The organism is Geofilum sp. OHC36d9, from assembly GCF_052400685.1.
Classification (GTDB): Bacteria; Bacteroidota; Bacteroidia; order Bacteroidales; family Marinilabiliaceae; genus CAZHHH01.
Map to the genome: position 1 here is coordinate 220,058 of NZ_JBQTGJ010000001.1, position 23,476 is coordinate 243,533.

Genomic DNA, 23,476 nt, shown 5'->3' on the forward strand with positions numbered 1-23,476 from the left:
AAGCAATGAAAAACAGTTTCTGGATTAATAATAGGAGGTTGAAGTTACTTGCGGCGGATGTATTGACTGTTCGGGAAAGAGCTTTTTTGGGCTTGGCTGTTGTTTTGTTACTCATGCTGGCATGGTCGGGGTTTACAGCTTTTATGCATCGGCCGTTTTCCTTTCTGAATATTCTCTTTATTCATCACTACTTTCCGGTTTGGATTGTCGATTTTTTTATTCTGGCTTTTCCTGTCATTATTGTAATTCTGAAAAATTTTCTCAGAAATTATATTGCCGGGGTTAAAAAGTCGTTAAACGAAAATATTGAACGTTATGAACGAAATATTCATTTGGCCAAGGCGCTCAAAGAAAATAATTTGGGTACGATTGAGCCCAATGGTGATGTTTTATCGGAAACGTTGCTCGATTTAGGCAAAAGTATTCGCATAAGTAAGAAAAGAGAGGAAGAGCATAATTGGATAACGCGTGGCAAGGATCAGATTTCTGACATTCTTAGGAATGCTCATAATATGGATGATCTTGCTTTTAATACGCTTAAAAGTATTATTGATTACATGGGTGGTGTTCAGGGGGCCTTATATATATTGAATGACAATGTGTTGAAACGGGCGGCGATGTATGCCTATGGCCGCAGGCGTTTTGAATACCATGAAATAGCCATTGGAAAAGGTCTCATTGGCGCCGCTGCCTACGAAAAGGCGATGATATACCGCACCGAAATCCCTGATGATTATTATATAATAACCTCAGGCCTGTTAGGCGAGCAGAAGCCTAAGAGTATTGTTATTTTGCCATTGCTTCAGGAAGAGAATTTACAAGGCGTTATGGAGATCGCTTTTTTGACGCCTTCGGTTTCGGCGTTAAAGCTTCATTTTGCCAGTGAGGTTAGCTCTATTATAGGGCAGACTATTTATAATTTGAGAATAACAACGCGTACGCAGCATCTGCTGAAAGAATCTCAGGAGATGACTGCTGCCTTGCGCGAAAATGAAGAAAAGCTCAGGGAAAATGCACAGGAGATGATCGCTGCCCAGGAAGAGCTTGAGAAATCAAATAAGTTACTGGAGACGCAGGTTCAGGAAGTGGCCAATGCCCGCAAGAGGTTGGAGGCATTGCTCACCAACGCTTCTGAGTTTATTTCTATTTATAACGAAAAACAGGAGTTGGTATTTGAGAGTCCTTCGGTTAAACGTATTCTTGGATATAATGATGATGATAAAATTTCAGGCATCGATCCGGAAATTTTAACCCCACGTGGCTTACGTACGATCAATAATTTGTTTCAGTTTTTGTTGGATACCCCTGGCGGTGAGCAAACAGCACAGTACACGTATTTGCGTAAAAACGGCGAAAAGCTCTATCTTGAAACCAAGGGGAAAAATTTGTTGCACGATCCGGCTATTCGCGGTATTATTTTTAATACACAGGATATTACCGAGCGGCGTAGAGCCGAGAAAGAAGAGCGAATGAAAAGCCGTATGCAGAGTTTGTCTGAAAATTCGCCCGATATGATCATGCGGGTAAATTTGTCGGGTAAACTGGCCTACGTTAACCCTGCGGTTGCAAATTTTATGGGCGTTTCTGCCGCTGATTTGCTCAAAAAGAGAATTCAAGAGTTGTCGGTGGATCAGCGTTTGATTGATTTTATGCAGAAAACGATAACGCAGATCCGTGATAATCACCAACAATCAATTTCGGAAGTTGCTATTGGCTCTGACAGCGGGGAGCGCGTCATGGAGATTAAGTCGATTCCTGAGTTGAGTGAAGACGGAAGCCTTGACACTATTTTGTTTGTGGCTCATGATATGACCGAGATCAAGAAAATTGAGGCTGAGATAAAGGAAAAAAACAAGAAAATTTCTGATAGTATCAATTATGCGCAACGTATTCAAACTGCGATTCTCCCCGATACCCGTTTGATTCAGGAATATTTCCCGCGTTCTTTTATCTTCTATCGTCCCAAAGATGTGGTTAGTGGCGATTTTCCATGGTTCTTTCAGAAAAACGATATTTCGTATGTTGCTGCCGTCGATTGTACGGGGCATGGTGTCCCGGGCGCTCTGATTAGTTTTATAGGGTATTTCCTTCTGAATAATATTGTGAATGCTCAAAGCGACAACACGGCGGCTCAGATACTTGATGAGTTGCACCAGAGCGTTCGCAGCACCCTAAAACAGGATAAAGAAGGCGCGATGGGGCGCGATGGGATGGATTTGGCTTTGTGTATCATTGACCAAAAAAATAAGGTGTTACAATTTGCCGGTGCACACCGGCCGCTTTATTTGTTGCGTAATGGTGAGCTGATAGAGTATTCCGGAACCCGTAAAGGGATTGGTGGTATTCCGTTGGCTAAAAAGGTGGAGAAGGATTTTGAAAATCATATTATAAACTATCACGACGGCGATCAAATTTTCTTTTTTAGTGATGGTTTGCCTGATCAGATTGGCGGTGATAAACGTAAGAAATATCAACCAAGACGTATTAGGGAGAATTTAACCTCAAATCCGGATGCCAGTATGGCGTCTTTTTCGCGTTTGTTTTCTCGTGATTTCTACGATTGGATGGGTGACGAGAAACAAGTTGACGATGTTTTATTGATAGGAATCGAATTGTAGTTATATTTACATAATTTTTGGACCTTTTTGAATACAATATGGAAATGGAAAATGAAAAACAAAGTTTTTTAGAGTTTGCTTATCAACTCTATAAAACGATGAAGACCAACGAGATTAGTCTGGTTTACGAAGGAGAGGTTACGCAGGACATTACCAAAACATTTACTTCTCTTACCGAGAAAAGCCTGTCTAAAAGTGCAGAATCAAATACCGTTCAAAAAAAGGTTTTCAATGTGATGGTAGAATGTTTGCAGAATATTAGTAAACATGCTGATTCACTTCACGACGAAGACGAAGAAAGAAGAGGTATTGTAATGGTTAGTAAGGGCGATGACTCTTATAATATTATTACAGGTAATATGATTAAAAATACGAAGGTGCCTGAGCTTAAAAGCAGCCTTGAGTTAATCAATAGTCTCGATAAGGAAGGCCTTTCCAATTTGTTTAAACAACAAATTAAGGAATCTTCATTATCGGATAAAGGTGGCGCCGGTTTGGGCCTGATTGATATTGCCAAGAAAACAGGTAGCAAACTCTCATACCAATTTAAGGAAATTAATGAGCTAGTTTCCTTTTTTATTCTGACATCAACTATTAAAAGAAATTGATTTAAAGTAAAAGAATATGGAAGTTATCAACATTAAGGGAACCGATGATACACCAAATGTCATTCTTGATAAAGCGAGCGGACAGTTTGAACTTTCCGGAAGATCGCTGCCAGAGGATGTGAGTATGTTTTATGAGAAAATTTTGGACTGGATTGATGAGTATGCTAAAGATCCGCTCGACAGAACGGAGTTTAATTTTAAACTTGAATATTTTAATACCGCTTCATCAAAAGTTATTTTAGACATTCTTTTGAAATTTGAGGATATCGTGGAAAGTGGAAAAGAAGTGGTTATTAAATGGTATTATCAGGAGGATGAGGAGGATATGTTAGAGGCTGGTGAGGAGTATTCTGATATTGTCGAGATTCCTTTTGATTATGTTGTGTACAATGCCTAAATCTTAATTCCGGTACCTGTAGAAAATGAGCGAAGAAATCCTAAAAGCACTGATGCAGTTGTTTGGCCTTATCACCAAACAAGATGGAGGTGTTGAATCCAGTGAGACAGAGTATGTCCGGATGTTTCTGAAACAGCAGCTTAACACTGAGGCTGTGGAGGCGTATTTTGCCCTTTTTCTTAAATATTCGGCCGATGCCAATAAAAAAGCCGATGATGACGGCGGAAAAGTCAGGCTGACGTCGATGAAAGATTCGGTACGGATTTTAGGTATTTGTAAGAAAATTAACAAACAGCTTAACCGGGATCAGAAAGTGGTGGTATTGGTTCGTTTGTATGAACTTATCAGTACCGATATGAAGATCACAGAACAGCGGATGGCCATCATTAATACGGTCGCCGATGTGTTCAAACTTCCTAAAAATGAAGTGCAGGCTGTTGAAATTTTTGTTCTTTCCCAGGAGAAAGAGAAGTTTAACCATCCTGATTTTTTGTTAGTCAACAATTCTGAGGCTTCGGAGGTCCAAAACAAACATATTCAAGCTTCAGGATTGGATGGCTCGGTTATCATTCTGCGGATAAAAAGCGCTGATTTGTATTTTATGCGCTATGTGGGAGAACAGGAGTTGTTCCTGAATGGAATGGTAATTAGTAACAAGCGCATTTACCTTTTCCCTAAAGGTAGCTTTATCCGTATTCCAAAAGGCAAGCCGGTTTATTATACCGATGTGGCAGGACATTTTCTTTCTGATTCAAATTCTGCCCGCATAACATACGAGGTAAAGGATGTTATGTATCGTTTTAAAACGGGTACTGTTGGCCTTCGTAATATTAATATCGCGGAGGAACAGGGACGTCTTATCGGTATTATGGGTGCTTCCGGTGCGGGCAAAACAACGTTGCTCAATGTGTTGTCAGGAACAGAGTCGCCTACCGAAGGCGAAGTTTTGATAAACGGATTTAATCTTCATACCGAAAAAGATAAGGTGGAGGGCGTTATTGGTCTTATACCACAGGATGATTTGCTGATTGAAGAACTGACCGTTTTTGAAAATCTTTACTACAACGCCCGGTTGTGTTTTAAGGATAAGTCGGAGGAGGAACTAAATACCATGGTTGACGATACGTTAGTCAATCTTGGTTTGTACGAGCGTAAGGATTTGAAAGTAGGTTCGCCTCTTAATAAGATGATTAGTGGCGGCCAGCGTAAGCGGTTGAATATAGCGCTTGAGCTGATACGTGAACCCGCTATTTTGTTTGTGGATGAGCCAACATCGGGTTTGTCTTCGCGTGACTCCGAGAATGTGATGAACCTGCTTCGGGAGTTAGCCCTTAAAGGGAAGCTTATTTTTGTGGTTATTCACCAACCTTCGTCAGACATTTACAAAATGTTTGACAAGATGTTTATTCTCGATACCGGCGGTTATCCCGTTTATTACGGTAATCCCGCAGAATCTCTCATTTATTTCAAACAGCTCGATTCTCAAATTAACTCCGATCAGGGTGAGTGTCCTACATGTGGAAATCTAAATCCGGAGCTTATATTCAATATTATTGATGCCAGCGTCATTGACGAATATGGCCATTATACCAACAAACGTAAGGTCTCACCCGAAGAGTGGCACGAGCATTATAAAAAGGAGAATCCGATCCCTACTGTTAAGACGGTCTCCAATCCACCCCCCAGAAGCTTGAATATCCCATCGTGGTTTAGTCAGTTCTGGATTTACACTTTGCGTGATTTTTTTGCTAAAATCAGCAACACGCAATATATCGCACTAAACCTGCTGGAAGCACCATTTCTGGGATTTTTGTTGGCTTATCTTATCCGATACATTGCCGACCCCACATCAAACGTTTATATCTTTAGAGAAAACGAAAATTATCCCCCTTATGTTTTTATGGGCATTGTCGTGGCGCTGTTTTTTGGTTTGATTATTAGTGCGGAAGAAATTTTTAAAGATGCCAAGATTTTAAAACGTGAATCATTTCTTAATTTGAGCCGGTCTAGTTATTTGGCATCGAAGATTCTTTTGTTATTTACCATTTCGGCTATCCAGATGGTGTTATTTGTATGGGTGGGCAACAGTGTTTTGGGTATAAAAGACATGTATCTGGAGTTCTGGATCGCTTTGTTTTCTATTTCAGCTTTTGCTAATATTCTGGGGCTAATATTATCTGCATCTTTTAATTCTATTGTAACCATCTATATTCTGATACCTTTGGTTATGATACCTCAGATGGTGTTAGGTGGCGCCATGTTTACCTTCGATAAGCTAAACAAGGATTTTACCAGTGTAGATAAAGTTCCCGCTGTAGCAGAGTTTATGCCTTCACGGTATATTTACGAGGGGTTAATTGTGCACCAGTATAAGCATAATAACTTCAAAAAGAATTTTTTTCATGTTGAGATGGTCGAAAGTCAGGCCGACTTTAAGCAAGTGCACTATATTCCCGAGCTGAGAGACATTCTTAATAAATGCTCAATGCACATCTTTGATGGTAAAAGCCGCGAGGATAAGGGTTTTGTTAATGATTTGGAATTGCTCCGCAACGAGTTTCGTAAAGAACAACAACGGGTGCCTGAAATATCATTTGATGCCGTTAATCAGTTAATGCCTGCGGTTTTTAATCAATCTGTAGCCGAAAATGCTGATGGTTATTTGAATCAGCTACTCGATCATTATCGGAAGATATTCTCGGCCGCCAATGCCAAAAAGGATCAGTTTATATCGTATAACCTGAATGCTGACCCGGTGCGGTTTAATAAAATTAAGGACGATTATTTTAATGAGAGTATCTCTTCGGTGGTACGAAAGGAATTCGAGAAAAACAAATTGGTTCGTCAGGATAATGAATTGGTTCAAATGGTAGACCCTATTTATCAAATGCCGGAACCCGACAATTTCTTTGATTTCAGAACTCATTTTTTTGCGCCTGTTAAATATTTTGTCGGTCATTTTTTTGAAACGCTATGGTTTAATATTGCCATGGTCTGGATTTTGACCATTATATTGTACGTAATCCTCTATTTTGATTTATTGAAAAAATCAATGAATTTTGTGTCTTCAATTAATTGGCTCAGGAAGTAACCTTTAAAAAAACATCGGAGTATAAACCCTATAGTTTAAATACCTAAAAAATTTTATCATGTTTAAGAACTTTATTTTTTCTTTGTTAATATTAGTTGGATTACAACTTGTTGCAGGTTGCTCAGGTTGTTCTGAACAAAAAAACAAAAGCGACAAGGATGCTTTGACGCTTCCCGATTCGCTTATTAACGACGCTCCTTTGAAGCTTTCTGAAGAAATCATGGGCGAAGTAATTGGTAATATTTCTTCTCCGGTTGAGATGGCTGGTTTGTTTAAAGCTTCGGGAGTTGGTTTTACGCAACGTATTTTGAATGACCCGGATAAGGTGAGTCATTATGAAACGAGTTTTAAGCGCGCTTTGAATTTGGGTGTGTTCAGTGCTGATTTGGGTTACATTAATACGTTTGATAAAAATAATATTGTTGTATCGTATTTGATGGCCGTGAAAAATTTGGCCGATGGAATTCGTGTCGGTCAGTTCTTCGATTTTAATGCTTTACACCGTTTGGCTACCAGTTCCACCAATCTGGATACTTTGATGGAGATGTCGGTTACGAGTTTTAATAAAATGGATTCTTATTTACGCGAGCAGAATAGAAGTAATGTCAGTTCTTTAATTATTACCGGTGCATGGATTGAGGGTTTGTATATTGCTTCGAATGTGGTAAAGGAGTCTGGCGATAAAGATTTGTCCATGAGAATTGCTGAACAGAAAAATATTATCAATATTCTTGAAATTATTTTGAGTAATTACGAGAAGGAAGCTAATTTTGCGGCGCTGGTTAAAGAAATTAAGAAGCTTAAAGTGGCTTATGAACCCATCCGTATTACCACAGAACTGGGAGAACCTAAGCGTATTGAAAAAGACGGTAGCCTGATTTTTATTCAGGATGAAATTAGTACCGTTAATTATGAAGATGAAGATTTGAATAATATCATGTCTATCATTGAAGACATTAGAAATTCGATTGTTGAATAAATAGCACAGCTGGCCCGCCTTGGATTCGGTCGGGTTGAAGCTTTATTACATATAGAGGCCAGATGTGTCTCAGATGGGTAATCATAATAGTAGTTTAGGCTTTACTATTTTGTTTTTTGAATCATAAGCCTAAACGTAATTTGTATTTTAACACATGTAACACGCCTTGGTATCTTTTTTGTAAATAGCATGGCAGGTTCCATCTGGTATTAATAAAATTTCAAACAGATGAAAAAGGTATTAATTAGTTTTCTGTTAGTCTTCGGTCTTGCAACTTTTTCGGTTTCTGCCCAATGTGGTGAAGCTGTTAGAAAAATGGCATTACAGGAGATGGGTGACAGTCAGTATATTAAAGATTTCTCTATTGAATTGATTAAGAATAATGGGGAGCTTAAGACGGGATTGGTTAAGTTCAACGTCTTACTTAACAGCCGAAACCACTACCGGTTAAATGTTGTGAATGGCAGTTCAAATGCCAGTCCTATTATCATGCAATTGTATGATAAGGATAAATTGGAAGCCAGCAACTTTGATGGTGGAAAAATGTATAAAGCTTTTGAGTACGTTTGTCGAACAACAAAGGTTTATCAACTCGTTTTTTCTTTTCAGGGAGGCGAAGAAGGCTGTGCCGAGGCTGTTTTGTCGTTGGTTAAGCAATATAGTAGCGGAGAAATGGGATTTTAATATTTTACTAAAGCATCTTTAAAGATGCTTTTTTTTATGCGCTTAATTGTCCAATGCTTGATTTGGCAGGCTGTTAGCTGTTGCGGAAAGGCGCTCTCAGGGTGGTGTCGTTTCACGATTTTATATGCAACGTTTGAGATTTGCTGCTTAGGGTTGCATCTTAGTAAGCCGTGGAAGGAATGTCGTAAATGACAGTTAAGATTGGGGGTAATACAATGGTTATTTCAGCCTTGTTATTTTGGCGGATAGTTGTGATACGTTGTGCCTGCACGAAAAGGCTGAATTCTGTGTTCAGCTTGTCCTCATACTAGTCATTTGTTATATTAAAATTATAATTTTTAGGCCTTTGCTAGTTTTGGAATTGATTATTACCTATTAAATATTTGAGTCTTCGTGCAGATAATATTAAGGGGTAGAAAATTTGTTTTCCACCCCTTTTTTTAAAACGGAAAGTCTTCTTCAAATCCGACTTCTGCTTGCTCTTCAACTACCGGACTGGCTGCCGTTTGATGTTGATTGTTGCCATTAACGTATATAGCCTTATAGGGGGCAGGCACGGGGCAGGCATATTCACAGGCGCCACATCCGATACAAATACTTTGATCAACATCAGGAATCAGTAACTCGTCTTTATAAGGTATCATCTTGACGGCTTTCGTGGGGCAGTGTTCTGCACAGGCGCCGCAGTTGGTGCCGTCGGTGTTAACCACACAGTTTTGCTTCAAGAAGATTGCTTTGCCCAGCTGGATATGTTGTTTTTCTTCGAGCAGTAATGGCATGATAGCCCCGGTTGGGCATACATCACCGCAAATATGACAATCAAAATTGCAATAACTGGTGTTGTAATCCATGAACGGCTGCATGAAGCCTGCCAGTCCATATTGTGTTACCGCGGGTTGTAAAACGTGCGTGGGACATGCCGATATACACAGCGAGCATGCAGTACACTTGTTGTTGAAGCGGTTGACGCTGCCTGATCCCGGAGGAGAGGCAAAGTGATCTCGTTTGTTATAGGCCCAATTTGGGTTGCTTTTAGTGCTTTTGTTGTTTTGAATGGTGGCATATAGTTTTGTGCCGGCTACGATGGATAGTCCGGTTAGCAGCATTTGGCGACGCGAAGTGTTTGAGTGATGTATTGCCGGTTTTGGCGTGGGCATTACTGCTTTTTTTGCTGATTTTTTAATTCCAATCGTGATCGCTGAATCTTCACATACCGATAGGCAGTTAAAACAGGTTACGCACCGGGATGTGTCAACTTTTTGTTCTTTTATGCTGATACATTCGCTTTTGCATACCGAAGCGCATTTGCCGCATTTGGTGCAGTTGTCAGAATTAAATTTGATTTTTAGTAATGACAATTCAGATACCAGCCCCAAACCACTGCCTACGGGGCAAATGGTGTTACAGAAGAATCGTCCTTTTTTCCAGGCCATTAACGCTATTATTACGGCTGATAATAGCGTTATTGAGAGTGTTGTTACGGAGACATGGGGCAAAGCAATATGCTTTAGCGTATATAGATTGGCGGCCTCCAGTGCCGTGGCTGATCCATTATTTATTAGCGTGACGGTAGGTTCGGCCAGATAGGTGAAAAACCGGCCGGCCAGACTGTATGGATCGAGCCAGGCAACAAAAAATCCGGTGCCGGAAATCATCGCAATGGCCATTATGGTCATAATGATGTATCGCCATGCCGGGTGTCCTTTTTGGTATTTGTAAAAAACCCTTTTTTTAGATGCTTTTTTCGAAATATAAGATATCAAATCCTGTAATATACCAAGCGGACAGATGGTGGAGCAATAAATACGGCCCATTAAAAGGGTCATTACTAGAACGACGATAAAACCTCCGGCAGCTATAAATGATGTTGTCTGTGCGAATTTCAGAATTGACGGAACAAATTGCAGCCATACTATTTTGCTGAAGATGCTTGTTGGTAGTTGTTCATATAAGTCTATAAAAAGAGAGAGTGTGAGTGCCAGAACGATAAGTCCGATACCCACTCTCATTTTTTTGAGCAGTGTAAAGAATTTCATAGGACGGCTTTACGCTATTTTTATTCGTTTAATTGACATGCTTTTTAAGTCCATATTCCCAAAACCCATCTCTTGCGCAATGCGCAGGTGCTCTATATCTTCAGGTTTTGAACCAAACATCAGTGTGGCAGCTGCGTCCACCGCAACAATGTCGGTGCCGGCAATAAGTGCTTTTAAATCTGCTACATCGTTGGTTGATATTCCTTGCGGACCATTGCGCGTTAGCATCCTGTAGCCATCGATTATGTTGAGGTCGGGCTTGCGATAGGATAGGAAGTCGGCCAGGCATTGGCTTAGATTATTGCGGTGGTAAAAGCGACGATCCCATACAACCCCCATTAGATTTTTAACTGAAAGTGATACGGTTGTGGATCCGTGGTGTTTTAGGATTGGAACATTTATGAAGACATCGGCATTAATCAGTTGCTCGTGTACTTTGGCGGTTTTCAGAATCTTACCACCCGGAATGACTACTTCTTTATAGTTTGTTTCATTGTGCCCGGGTACAATGATGCCGCCATTGTTTTTTACGGCTTCTTCAATTTTGCTGTTTTGATAGCAACGGTCGGCCTGATCGCAGGTGTGGTCGAAAACATATACATTGGACGCGCCGGCTTTCAATGCTTCCTTAACGATGTGTCCGATTAAATCGGGATTGGTATTTGCCGCCCGTTCCGGGGGAGCATCCCAGCCAATATTGGGTTTTATTAAAACACGTTGACCTGGTTTTACAAATCGTTGAATGCCGCCCAGTGCTTCAATCGCTTTTTCAAACATCTGGATGGGGCCTCCACCTCTTATTGCCGCCAAATTATAGGTGCCGTCGGATTGGGGGGTGCTGGCCAGTGTTTCCAGACTTCCAAACATTGGCGCAACAGCTCCTAGCAATCCTACACTTGCGGCGCGAGTCATAAATTCACGTCTTTTCATTGTGGTGTGTTTTTACGGTTTTATTTTGGGTATTGATGGGAAGGTTTAAAAATCAATTAAATATACAAATAGTATTAGCTCGTAGGAACAGCCTTGTGTAGTTTGTAGTTGGTTTAAATAAAAGAAGCCTTTATACTTTGCTGATCTTTGGGGTATTTGTGTATAACGCAGCCACCTTGTTAACAATCTGTTAACAAGGTGGCGATCTTTATTTTTGTTTGTCTTGCTATTTAGGACTTCTCCGAAAAGTCAAGTGTTTGACGGGAAATGTTCAAATTCAAGGCTCGCGAAGTAAAAATAATGTGAGTTATTTGTGTAAATGATTGTTTTGCAAACGAACGCAACGAATAGTAATTTTTTTGCTGATATGAATCAATAGTCTTTGGTGGCTGTTATTTCTCCTTTCCCATTTTTGATGACCCAGGTCCCCGTTTTTTTCCCTTGCTTGTAGAACATTTCGTAGCGCTGTATGCCATTTTCGTCCCAGATGCCCCACTTTCCGTCTTTTTTACCATCGGTATATGATGCTTCTGCTATTTTTTGTCCAGCTTCGTTCCAGGTAATCCAGATGCCATCCATTTTGTTATTCTTAAATGACCGTTCTTCTTTTTTGTGGCCATTTTTGAAGTAGAGAGTTGTAATGCCGGTTTTTTCACCATTCACCAGATTCATCTCTATCTGAACTTCCCCTGAAGGATAATATTCAATGTACTTCCCGTTGAATAGTTGATTGTTATGGTCGTAGTATTTTCCATCTTCTTTCTCAAGAAGTTGCGCGCTGGTTATTCCTATTGCAATAAATAGGAATGTAAATGTCAAGAAAAATGTCTTCATGGCTTTTAAAGTTATATAATTTCTTTGGCCTTCCGACAAACCTGTGTTGCAAAAGTAGCACCAGAGTTGTCTTTTTGCAATTTTTGTGGAAGACTAAAACAGAAAAGTCCTCACCTTAAAAGTGAAGACTTTTTAATATTTTAAAAATGAATAGATTGTGTTGTCAAGACTTAATTATTCAGCAATCGATTTCAACATCAGATTTAAAGCGTGTAGTTCATTGCTGTTTACACGGATAGTTTTGGTCTCGTTTTCCTGATATGAAATAAGGTTGGCCGAAATGGTATATTGTCCTGAGGATATGCCCTCCATCGCAAATTTACCATCGAAATCGGTGTAGGTTTTCACATCGGTTCCTTCAATCTGTATTTCAACGCCGGTAAGTGGCTCGCCTGTTTTATTATCTAATACGGTTCCTGCGATAGTGTTTGTTGCCGCTGCGGCAGGACTCGCTTCTATTGGTTTTTTTTCACCGGCAAAGACCATAGAGGTGATCATTAGCATAGCCGCCAGAATCATTTTTGTTTTCATAACTTTTTTCTTTATTGAATGGTCTGAATTTATTAAAACCTTTTTCGGTTTATTTATATGGCAAAGATATGGCAGGTGTGTTAAGTAATTGTTAACAGGTAGTTATGAGTTGTTTAAGTAATGGCTCTTTAACGTAATTTGTATGATTCCTTTTTTTGGGTGATGGCTCAGAGGATTGTCGGTTCTATTATCTCTAAAACAATATTGTTGATTTAGATTTTACTATGAGTTATGTTTTTTTTGAGTTTAAATGAGAATAAATGGCTGTAATGAAGACTGGGCATATCGCAAACCTGAAAAGTCCTGTGGCAGATAATAAAGCTTCATTTTTGTGTTTTTCGAAGCTTGAAAAATATGGGTTCACTGGTGCTTATGATTATTTATAAGTTCGAGTTACGAAAACAAAGACGTTTATTGGTTGACGCTTTGTCGCGATGCATGTTGTTTGGCCTAAGGGGTTAATATGGGTGATTTAACTTTTTCGGGGGCTGATCGTGTTTTTCTAAGCGATATTACATCAGTTGTATTGGCCGTTGGGATTTCTTTGATTCTGAATGGGTAAAAGCCTTAAATGATTAAACAATGAATCCAGTAAATAATTAATTTACTGGATTCATTGTTTTTATAAGACGTTTTTGTGGGTTGTACTGGATTCGAACCAGTGACCCCTACCCTGTCAAGGTAATGCTCTAAACCAACTGAGCTAACAACCCGTCTTGGTTTGCAAAAGTAATATTTTTTTTGAATTTTGAGTATGGATTTTGAGTTGCTATAAAAAAAGAAAAAGCTCCGGGTCGGGAGCTTTTTCTTTTGGTAAAAGCTGATTTGATGAAGAAAGGTTAAACTTTCGGTCGCAAAAATAAACAAATATTAACAATAACGACTGTTTTTTATAAAAAAGCTAAAGTAGATTGAGGTTTTTTTATAATTATTGGAGAAACAGTTTTTGTTGTTGATAATATTAGTCTTGTTTTTCTGATGCGCGGCGTTGATTAAGTTCTAACATAATCTTCTCAATCTTTGTATCGTCAAGCTTATAGAAAAACATAAACATACCCGATATTAATGCACTGAGGGCGGGCACGTAGCTCATCATGTATTTAATTCCTTTTATCGTTTCCGGCGACTGGGATACGTTGGATTCGAATCCGAAGATGGCCAGTAACCACATGGTTATAGCACCACCAATTGTCCAGCCCAGTTTTTGCGACATGCTTGATGCTGAAAAGACCAGTCCGGTAGCGCGTCGACCCGTTTTCCACTCTGAATAATCGGCCGTATCGGCATACATCGACCATAAGAGGGGAAAGATGATACCTGCACAAAAACTGATTAATGCCTGTAAGGCAAATATCATGAAGGTGTCTTCGCGTCCTATATAGAAGAAGAGTGTACTTAAGATAGCCGCCGTGAACATTGCATAGATAAACGTTTTTCGTTTTCCGATTTTTGCTGAGACAGGTTTGGCTAATATGACGCCTACCATATTGGTGGCCTGACCTAAAAACAGATAAAAAGTGCTGTAGGCGATGGTCATGGATGAAAACAATACTGATGTTTCCTGATTGATATCGTCACTGATGAAGTACTTAAAGTAGTATACGGCCACGCCATCGCGTACCGAATTAAATATCAGAGTCATTACGCCAGCTCCCAATAGAACGAACCAGGGAATATTATTTAATAGATTTTTGATGTCCTTTTTAAGACTGTTCTGTTGTTCTTTAGGCGGGGTAATGCGTTCGCGTGTCCAGGAAAAGGTTAATAGGAAGAAGCCTACTACAATGGAACCAATTACTACCATTGTTAACTGGTAGGAGGTGTTAATATTTATGTTGTTGGTTTTAAATATATCAAGTAGTGGCTGAAAGATGGCTACAACCAATAAACTGCCGGCAAATGCAAATACCATTCGGAATGAAGCAAATGAAGTGCGTTCATTTGGGTCTGAAGTCATTACGCCCAGTAAACTAGCGTAGGGAACATTAATAGCCGTGTAGGCCATCATCATTAATGTATAAGTGATGTAGGCAAAAATGATTTTTCCTTTAACCGATAGTTCAGGTGTTGTGAATAGCAGAACGCCGATTATTGCAAATGGAAACGCCAGCCAGAGTAAATATGGTCTGAATTTTCCCCATCGCGTTTTGGTTCGGTCACCTATAATGCCCATTATTGGGTCGTTGGCGGTGTCCCAGATACGGGTCAGCAAAAACATGGTTCCAACAGCAGCTGCCGGAATGCCGAAAACATCGGTATAAAAAATGGCCAGATAGAAAGTGAAAATCTTCCAGAACATGGATGAGGCAGCATCACCAAAACCATAACCTATTTTTTCTTTAAGTGTTACTTTGCTTGTTTTCATTCAAATAATATTTGTTAAGATTTGAGGCTGAGTTTTTAATCGCTTTTGTTTTATGTGCGGCGTTTTCCTATCGAAAGGCCGCTTGTATGAATCCGTTTCGTATTAGTACTCATTTATAAAGGTTTATTGCAGACGGTTATAGATTTCCATCAGGGCCCTGGTGCTGTGATAGGGGCATTTCCAAAAGCCAACTTTAGGATCGGAGTTTATCGGGTTGCCATCCACGCCTATTCGCAGGTGCCATTCGCCGTCTGTTTTGTCAATAATGTGTGCATCAACGTATTGCCAGATTGATTTCATCTGATCGAGGTAATAACTATCACCGGTAATTTGCCAGGCGTTGGTGAATCCAACCATTGCTTCCGTTTGTACCCACCAGTGACGTTCCTTTTCTATGTGGTCTGAGGTCAAATCCTTTTCATAAAACAGGGAGTGGTCAGGCGCCAATCCATCTGAAATTGTCGCATTGGTCATTTTAAGAGCTATGTTTTTAGTCTCTTCAAGGAGTGCTTGGTCGTTGAGTACTTCGGCTGCTTCACACAGCAGCCAGGTGCCTTCAATGTCGTGACCATAGCTTTCCATGTTTGATTTGACGGTCCAATCCATGTCAAAAAACAGGTGAAAATGTCCTGTTTGTGTATTAATGATGTGGTTAATAAAGAGGTGAATCAGATTTTTGATTCTTTCTGCCAGTTGCTCGTTGGGCCATACCCGGTATAGATTGGTATAAGGCTCAATGATGTGCAGATGTGTGTTCATTGATTTGGGTTCGTTGGCATCTTTAAGACTGAGACGCATATCATCCAGTTTTTCCCATTCGCGGGATAATGCCTCCAGGTAGCCGCCATTTTTGTCATCGTGGCAGTGTTGCTCTATCAGATTAAATAGTTCGATAGCATAGTTGAGTGCTTCTTTATTTTTGGTCGCTTTGTAATATTCTGAGAGACCGTAAATTGCAAAGCCCTGTGCGTATGTCTGTTTACGGCCATCCAGCATCTCTCCTTTGTGGGAGATGCGCCAGTATATGCCTTTGTAATCCTGATCCCAAAAATATTTGATCAGATATTTATAGGCGCGTTCAGCTATTTTCAGATACTTGTCTTCTTTTAGAAAGTTGTAGGCAGAGGCGAAAGTCCAAAGAATACGGGCATTGAGTACGGCTCCTTTGTCAGCTGTTTTGTCCGGCTTGCCGTAGTTGTCTACTTCTCCCCAGAAACCGCCGTTTTGGGTGTCAATAGTATTTTTACTCCAGTATTCAAGAATATTTTTGTATTCTGTTTTAAGTCCCTCTTTTAGTGTTGCATTGTTCATTGCTGAGTCTTTGGTTCTTAAAAATAGTGAATCATTGAGCCGGGTGTCAGATTTTGGTTGTATTTTAATTAGTGCTTGTCCATAAACTAAGTGTTTGAAATATAAAGTTCAAATACCAGCCTTGCGAAGTCATAAAAATCAAGGTGTTTTTTTTCGTAAATGACTGTTTTTAGCAAGTATAGCACTTTATAGACAAACACTAATTAAAGTGACGAGAACGTCCTATTTGTTTAGTTCCATGAATTGTTTGTTGCTGTCGATTAGCCGGTTGATGCTATCTACCGATTCGGCGGAGCGATATTTGTCCTGTGGCGAATTGAGGCAATAATCAACTAGTTGATCGATACTTGACACCGCAACATGCATGCGTGTATCGGATGAAGCATAGTAGATAAATACAGTGCCGTTTTCGTCGTTGATCCAGCCATTGGAGAAAACCACATTGGAGACATCGCCAATGCGTTCGTTTTTTAACGGGGCTATAAAATGACCCGCCGGCTTGTGTGTCACAATCCATGGTTTTTGTAGATCAGTCATGAACAGATAAAGCGTGTAACGTAAGCCCGCCGCTGTGTTGCGTACGCCGTGGGCCAGTTGCAACCAGCCTTTGTCAGTGCGTATAGGCGCAGGTCCCAAACCATTTTTTACTTCATAGATGGTGTGATAGGCTTTGGCATCTACAATAACTTCTTCTTTTATTTCAGCATTGGTAATGGTTTTTGAAAGACCAAAGCCTATGCCGCCGCCTTTTCCGGTATCGATGAAGCCATCCTGTGGACGGGTGTAGAACGCGTACTGACCGTCAATAAAATGAGGAAATAGCACGACATTACGTTGCTGGCCGGTGGTTGATATAAGGTCGGGTAAACGTTCCCAGTTTGTCATGTCTTTGGTTCGTGCAATACCTGCAGCTGCAACGGCACTACTGGTGTCGCCATTTTGCGCATTGGGGTCTTTTCTTTCGGTGCAGAAGATGCCATATACATACCCATCGTCGTGTTTTGTTAAACGCATATCGTAAACGTTGGTATCAGGTTCTTCGGTTTGCGGGAGGGTGATTGGCCGCTCACGAAACCGAAAATTGTCAACTCCATTGGGACTTTCGGCTATGGCAAAAAACGATTTGCGGTCGTTACCTTCAACCCTTACTACCAGAAGATATTTGTCATTCCATTTAATGGCACCTGAATTAAAAACTGCATTGTAGCCAATGCGTTCCATAAAATTGGGGTTTGTTTCAGGGTTTAAATCAAAGCGCCAATGGAGTGGTACATGATTACGGGTCAAAATGGGATTTTTATAACGCGAGTAAATACCATTCGTGCTGAATAGCGCTTCGTTTTTTTCTTGTAGCAGTTTTTCGTACTCCGCATTTATCCTTTCGTATCTGCTTGTGAAAATTCCGTTCCCCATATTTATTGTTTTATTAATGGTTTTTTACTGTTAGGTTTCGAATTTGATAAATCAGGTTTGCGCTAAGAGCAAAAATGATTTTAATCATTACAATAATGCTGTGACATGTCTTTCACTTTAAATAAACTGGTTCGATAGGTTGAGACAGTCTGAGTATATCATTTTTGATTTTTTATTTTTGGTGTTAGAGTCAGCATTAAAACATCATGACCGGCTAATTTGGTTTTGATATTTTTTTCTGTGGTGCCGGAGTCTTTCCCGGTCCAAACGTTGCGAATTTTGTATGTCGTGGTGTTGAAATTGGCTTGTCGTTGAGCAAAATCGTCGTTAACAATATTTTCTTTCCAGTTGAATTTAAGTTCTATGGGCAATTCTCCGCGATTCAGGAAGCATACGGCCCAACGATCTTCAGTCAACGGTTTGAACCATATTTCAAGATCTTTTTCTTTTTTATATTGTAATCCTTGTATGCCTAACTTATCCTGATTTACGGCGATGACTTCAGGGTTGGTTAGAATATCTATGGTTTCCTGGGTGATGTTTCTCAGGTCGTTGCCGGCAATGAGTGGCGCTGAAAGCATTGCCCACATTGAAAAGTGAGCGCGGTCTTCGTTTACAGACATCCCGTTGCCAACTTCCAACATATCGGGGTCGTTCCAATGCCCGGGTCCGGCATATTCGCGCAGGCCTTCCTGCATATCTAAGATTTGTAATACACCCCATGAAAACCATCCGCCATGGTCGTGTTTACAATCCCAACAAAGGTAAATATCGCCTGTGGTGCGCCACATGTGACCAATATCCTGCGCCCATGTCCAGGGGCGAGCGGTTCCCCATTCACACATGCTGAAGAGGATGGGACGTCCTGCCTTGTATAGTGCATCCCGCATGGTGGTATATGCTCCAATGGGATTAATATTATCGGTGTTACACCAGTCGTATTTAAGGTAGTCAACTCCCCAATGGGCATACTGCAGTGCATCCTGATATTCGTATCCGCGACTGCCTGGGCGACCGGCGCAAGTTTCGGTTCCTGCATCCGAATAGATTCCGAATTTTAATCCCTTTGAATGTATATAGTCGGCCAATGCTTTTATTCCTGATGGAAATTTTTCCGGATCAGAATGAATGAAACCCAGACTATCGCGTTCTCCGTGCCAACAGTCATCAATAATTATATATTCATAACCGGCATCTTTTAAGCCGCTTGTAACCATTGCGTCGGTGATGTCACGAATCATCTGCTCATTGATGTCGCAACCGAAAATATTCCAACTATTCCAACCCATCGGGGGGGTGTCTGCAATATGTTCGTATTTTTGGCTATAAGTCATTTTTCCTAATGACAAAAGCAGAAGAGCGACTATTATTTTCTTTTTCATCCTAAAAGTGTTTGTAATGAAAACTAACGTAGATTCAGTAAGTTAGAGATTCTGTTTATTAAGGTGCAAATTAGTGGGTTATTGACGCTTTGACAAATACAATTTTATCACTTGCTTGTAGATTTGTATGATGTTATGAAACGAACATGAATTTTAGCATTCTAAAATACACACAGTAGAATGATTAAAATTCATCGAGAGTTCCATATGACCATTGAAAGATAAATTTAATCATATGAAAAACTATTGATGGATTTTTGTATTTCAATTTTTGCGGTGCCCAATCTGTTTTTTTTTGATTAGTTTAAATTTATTTTAAGTTCATAGTGTTGTTTCATAGGAATTTAGTGTCGCCGATTCCTGACCTCTGTTAAACTTTATCTGTTAAGGATGGTTCATTTTATTAATTTTGCAGGCACCACTGACGACTTCCTTTAAGGCGAATTGGATTGTTGTTGGGGTTATTAATGCTACTTACCGATCATTAAACTATTAAAGTATGTCTTTGATTCCTTTTACACATTTGCATGTGCATTCGCAATATTCTATTCTTGATGGTCAGGCCAGTGTTGCGGCATTGGTCGAGAAGGCGACTGCCGACGGAATGACTGCGATGGCATTAACCGATCATGGTAATATGTTGGGGATTAAGGTCTTTTTCGATATTTGCAAAAAGAAAGGAATTAAACCAATTGCCGGCGTGGAGGCTTATGTGGCTGAGCGAACCATAAATAACCGAGAAGATAAAGTCCTCGACCGGTCGGGTCGCCATCTTATTTTGCTGGCTAAAAACATGAAGGGTTATCGCAACCTTTTGAAGTTGACTTCAATTGCTAACGTGGAAGGTTTTTTTTATCGGCCGCGTATTGATAAAAATTTATTGAAAAAGTACAGTGAAGGATTAATTGTCTCTTCGGCCTGTTTGGGGGGCGAGGTGCCCCGTAAAATTATGCAGGGTGATTTGGAGGGAGCGCGTGATGTTATTTTATGGTATAGGGAAGTTTTTGGTGACGATTATTATCTCGAATTGCAACGACATCCCGCTAAGGATCCTCGTATGCGTCAGGCTGTATACGATCATCAGGTAATGGTGAATGAGAAAATCCTTGAGTTTTCAAAAGAATTGGGGGTGAAGGTTATTGCTGCCAATGATGTTCACTTTGCCGATGCGGATAAGGCCGAAGCTCACGATATATTGATTTGTATGAACACGGGTAAAGACGTGGACGATGAAACCCGTATGCGTTACACACAGCAGGAGTGGTTTAAATCAACTGAAGAAATGAATCAGCTTTTTGCCGATGTGCCGGAAGCCTTAATGAACACTCAGGAAATTACCGATAAGGTTGAAATTTATGAACTCAATTCGGCTCCTATTATGCCGTTGTTTCCAATACCTGAATCGTTTGGTACTTATGAACAATATCAAAATAAGTATCCGGAAGCTGACTTGAAGGAAGTGTATGGTGCCGAACGTTACGAAAAATTGGGCGGCGATTATCACCATTTGCTTCGTGTTAAGCTGGAATCCGATTATCTGGAACATCTTGCCTACAATGGGGCTAAAAGAAGATATGGCGATCCTATTCCTGAAAAAGTGAAAGAACGCGTTGAATTTGAGTTGGGTACGATTAAAACAATGGGCTTTCCGGGTTATTTCCTGATTGTACAGGACTTTATTAATGCAGCCAGGAATATGGGCGTACAGGTTGGCCCGGGACGTGGATCCGCTGCCGGATCGGCCGTTGCTTATTGTATTGGTATTACTGATGTTGATCCAATTAAATTCGATTTGCTCTTTGAACGGTTTCTTAATCCCGATCGTATCTCAATGCCTGATGTCGATATCGATTTTGATGACGATGGCCGTCAGCAGGTACTGGGGTGGGTGGCCGATAAATATGGACACGATAAAGTGGCTCACATCTGTACCTTTGGAACAATGGCTGCCAAATCGGCTATCAAGGATGTAGGACGTGTGCTTAAGCTTCCATTGTCTGAAACAGACCGTATCACAAAAAAAATTCCTGATAAGCCGGGAACTAAACTTTCAAACGCTTTTGTTGAGGTTGTAAAGCTTGAAAAGGAGAAGGGGTCGTTGGATGCAGCGCGCGATTTTATTTCTAAGAAGTTTGCTGAAGCGCGTTCAGCAGAGAATGATAAAGAGGCCACCAAATATGAAATCTTCCAGATTTTTGCTGAAGAGATAGATAAAGGGCGACGCGAAGGCGATGAGATCTTGCTTAAAACATTGAAACTGGCCTGTGAGTTGGAGGGTTCTATTCGGCAAACCGGCGTGCATGCCTGCGGTGTGTTGATTAGCCGCGATCCGTTGGATGAGCACATCCCGCTAATGCCTGCCAAAGATGCAAATCTGTTGGTAACACAGTACGAAGGAACTTTGGTGGAATCTATCGGACTGTTAAAAATGGACTTTTTGGGTCTTAAGACGCTTTCTATTATTAAGGAAGCGTTGGAGGCAATTCGGATATCTAAAGGCAAAGTGCCTGATTTGAACGCGATCAATAGTTACGACGACAAAAAAACGTTTGAGCTGTTTAGCAAAGGTGAAACAACGGCAATTTTTCAGTTTGAATCGGCAGGTATGAAAAAGTATCTGCGGATGCTTCAGCCAAACCGTTTCGAGGATTTAGTGGCGATGAATGCGTTGTATCGTCCCGGACCAATGGAGTATATTCCCAATTTTGTGGCGCGTAAAAACGGACAGGAAGATATTGTATATGACCATCCGTTGATGGAACCTTATTTGAATGACAGTTATGGCATCACGGTCTTTCAGGAACAGGTGATGCTTCTGTCGAGGGCGCTGGCCGGTTTTACCCGCGGTGAATCCGATACGCTTCGTAAGGCGATGGGTAAGAAGCAGATGGCTATTATGGCCAAATTGAAGGAGAAGTTCGATTCCGGTTGTAAAAATAATCCCGCTTTTATCGATGGCTGTAAGCAGAATGGGAAAAAACCGGAAGAGTTGATTAACAAGATTTGGAAAGACTGGGAGGCTTTTGCCAGTTATGCTTTTAATAAATCGCATGCTGTTTGTTATGCCCACCTCGCTTATGAAACGGGGTATTTGAAAGCGCATTATCCGGCCGAATTTATGGCTGGCGTTCTAAGTCGTAATTTGAATGATATTGGCAAGATTACCACCTTTATGGAGGAGTGTCGTCGCATGGGTATTGAAGTGCTGGGCCCTGATATCAACGAAAGTTTTCTCAAATTTACGGTGAATAAGAAAGGGGCGCTTCGTTTTGGAATGGCAGCTATTAAAGGTGTTGGCGAAGGGGTGGTTATTGAAGTTATTAATGAGCGGGAGAAAAATGGTCCTTTTAAGGATGTTTATGACCTGGTGGAACGGGTTAATCTTCAGGTGGTGAATAAGAAATCGATGGAAGCGTTGGCCGGCGCCGGTGCCTTCGACAATTTGAGCAAATATCACCGTGCTCAGTATTTTGCTCCTTTTCAGGGCGAAGAAGGAACGTTCCTTGAACGTTTGTTGCGTTATGGCAACCGCTTTCAGGCTGATAAAGCGTCCTTGCAAAGTTCTCTGTTCGGATCGGTCGATCTGGATGTTGAAATTAAGAAACCGGAGGCGCCTGCTTGTATTGAGTTTACTAACATCGAAAAGCTCGACCGTGAGAAGGAATTGGTGGGGATGTATATTTCGTCGCACCCATTGGATCAGTATAAACTGGAATTACGTAATTACTGCAATTTTCAGCTTAAGGATTTTGGTGATCTGGAAACGGTTAAAGGAAGGGAATTTACAGTGGGCGGTATGGTCACCAATGTTAGGGAGGGCGTTACACGCAACAAAGGAAGTCAGTATGCCATCCTGACATTGGAAGATTACAGCGGGTCACATGATTTTGCCTTTTTTGGGCGCGATTATGTCGATTTTGGCAATTATTTGCGAAACGGCATGTTCCTGATGATTAAAGGACGTGTGCAGGGCAAAAAATTTAAACCCGAAGAACTGGAAACCAAAGTAAATCATATCAGTCTTTTGGAGGAGGTGCTGGAGAAGGTCCGATCGCTGAAAATGCGCATCCCTTTGCAAAGTCTCACCAACGAAGTTGTTACTGAATTAGCGCATCTGGCATTGGAAAATAAAGGGAAGGTGACTCTTTATTTTCAGGTGTTTGATGAAGATGAGGAGCGGCAGAGTGTGCAGCTTTTGTCGCGTTCGGTAATGGTTAGTCTTACACCTGAGTTGCTGCAGTTTTTTGAAGATAAGCCGGAAATTGCAATGTCGCTTTCTTAATGTTATCTTTAAACG

General features: G+C 40.7%; 15 protein-coding genes and 1 tRNA gene. 7 read left to right on the forward strand and 9 right to left on the reverse strand.

Annotation, left to right across the window (positions count from 1 at the left end; genetic code table 11):
• Positions 1-5 precede the first annotated feature (5 nt).
• From ACT3CD_RS00825 to ACT3CD_RS00850, 6 genes are all read left to right on the forward strand, one after another.
• Positions 6-2,618, forward strand: coding sequence for a PAS domain S-box protein (locus tag ACT3CD_RS00825; RefSeq protein ID WP_444642014.1), 2,613 nt, complete (start codon positions 6-8; stop codon positions 2,616-2,618).
• A gap of 44 nt (positions 2,619-2,662) precedes the next feature.
• Complete coding sequence (locus ACT3CD_RS00830; RefSeq protein ID WP_444642016.1) at positions 2,663-3,226, forward strand: SiaB family protein kinase; 564 nt, start codon at positions 2,663-2,665, stop codon at positions 3,224-3,226.
• 16 nt (positions 3,227-3,242) lie between these two features.
• Positions 3,243-3,623: a DUF1987 domain-containing protein gene (locus tag ACT3CD_RS00835; RefSeq protein WP_444642018.1), complete on the forward strand. Its 381-nt coding sequence runs from the start codon at positions 3,243-3,245 to the stop codon at positions 3,621-3,623.
• Positions 3,624-3,648: 25 nt separating this feature from the next.
• Positions 3,649-6,714, forward strand: coding sequence for an ATP-binding cassette domain-containing protein (locus ACT3CD_RS00840; RefSeq protein ID WP_444642020.1), 3,066 nt, complete (start codon positions 3,649-3,651; stop codon positions 6,712-6,714).
• 58 nt (positions 6,715-6,772) lie between these two features.
• Positions 6,773-7,693, forward strand: a complete 921-nt coding sequence (locus tag ACT3CD_RS00845) for a hypothetical protein (protein WP_444642022.1) — start codon at positions 6,773-6,775, stop codon at positions 7,691-7,693.
• 228 nt (positions 7,694-7,921) lie between these two features.
• Positions 7,922-8,377, forward strand: coding sequence for a hypothetical protein (locus ACT3CD_RS00850; protein WP_444642024.1), 456 nt, complete (start codon positions 7,922-7,924; stop codon positions 8,375-8,377).
• 440 nt (positions 8,378-8,817) lie between these two features.
• Here ACT3CD_RS00850 and ACT3CD_RS00855 read toward each other — a convergent pair whose 3' ends face one another.
• The 9 genes from ACT3CD_RS00855 to ACT3CD_RS00895 all read right to left on the reverse strand — a co-directional run bounded on the left by ACT3CD_RS00855 (position 8,818) and on the right by ACT3CD_RS00895 (position 19,179).
• Positions 8,818-10,413 carry a 4Fe-4S binding protein gene (locus tag ACT3CD_RS00855; protein WP_444642026.1) on the reverse strand — a complete coding sequence of 532 codons (1,596 nt, stop codon included), beginning with the start codon at positions 10,411-10,413 and terminating at the stop codon, positions 8,818-8,820.
• A 9-nt stretch (positions 10,414-10,422) separates the two neighbouring features.
• Positions 10,423-11,343, reverse strand: a complete 921-nt coding sequence (locus ACT3CD_RS00860; protein WP_444642027.1) for a DUF362 domain-containing protein — start codon at positions 11,341-11,343, stop codon at positions 10,423-10,425.
• Positions 11,344-11,715: 372 nt separating this feature from the next.
• On the reverse strand, positions 11,716-12,177 hold the full coding sequence (locus tag ACT3CD_RS00865; RefSeq protein ID WP_444642029.1) for a toxin-antitoxin system YwqK family antitoxin: 462 nt from the start codon (positions 12,175-12,177) through the stop codon (positions 11,716-11,718).
• Positions 12,178-12,351: 174 nt separating this feature from the next.
• The gene (locus ACT3CD_RS00870; RefSeq protein WP_444642031.1) at positions 12,352-12,708 is read right to left on the reverse strand and encodes a carboxypeptidase-like regulatory domain-containing protein; all 357 of its coding nucleotides are present in this window, start codon (positions 12,706-12,708) and stop codon (positions 12,352-12,354) included.
• 638 nt (positions 12,709-13,346) lie between these two features.
• Positions 13,347-13,421, reverse strand: a tRNA-Val gene (locus ACT3CD_RS00875).
• 248 nt (positions 13,422-13,669) lie between these two features.
• Positions 13,670-15,073, reverse strand: coding sequence for an MFS transporter (locus ACT3CD_RS00880; protein ID WP_444642033.1), 1,404 nt, complete (start codon positions 15,071-15,073; stop codon positions 13,670-13,672).
• Positions 15,074-15,196: 123 nt separating this feature from the next.
• Entirely contained in the window at positions 15,197-16,384 is a 1,188-nt protein-coding gene (locus ACT3CD_RS00885) for an AGE family epimerase/isomerase (RefSeq protein WP_444642035.1), read from the reverse strand.
• A 222-nt stretch (positions 16,385-16,606) separates the two neighbouring features.
• Entirely contained in the window at positions 16,607-17,797 is a 1,191-nt protein-coding gene (locus ACT3CD_RS00890) for a glycoside hydrolase family 130 protein (RefSeq protein ID WP_444642036.1), read from the reverse strand.
• Positions 17,798-17,955: 158 nt separating this feature from the next.
• Entirely contained in the window at positions 17,956-19,179 is a 1,224-nt protein-coding gene (locus ACT3CD_RS00895) for a glycoside hydrolase family 27 protein (protein WP_444642038.1), read from the reverse strand.
• A 499-nt stretch (positions 19,180-19,678) separates the two neighbouring features.
• Here ACT3CD_RS00895 and dnaE point away from each other — a divergent pair, with 499 nt between their 5' ends.
• A complete protein-coding gene (gene dnaE, locus ACT3CD_RS00900) occupies positions 19,679-23,461 on the forward strand; it encodes a DNA polymerase III subunit alpha (protein WP_444642040.1) in 3,783 nt (1,260 codons plus the stop codon).
• Positions 23,462-23,476 lie beyond the last annotated feature (15 nt).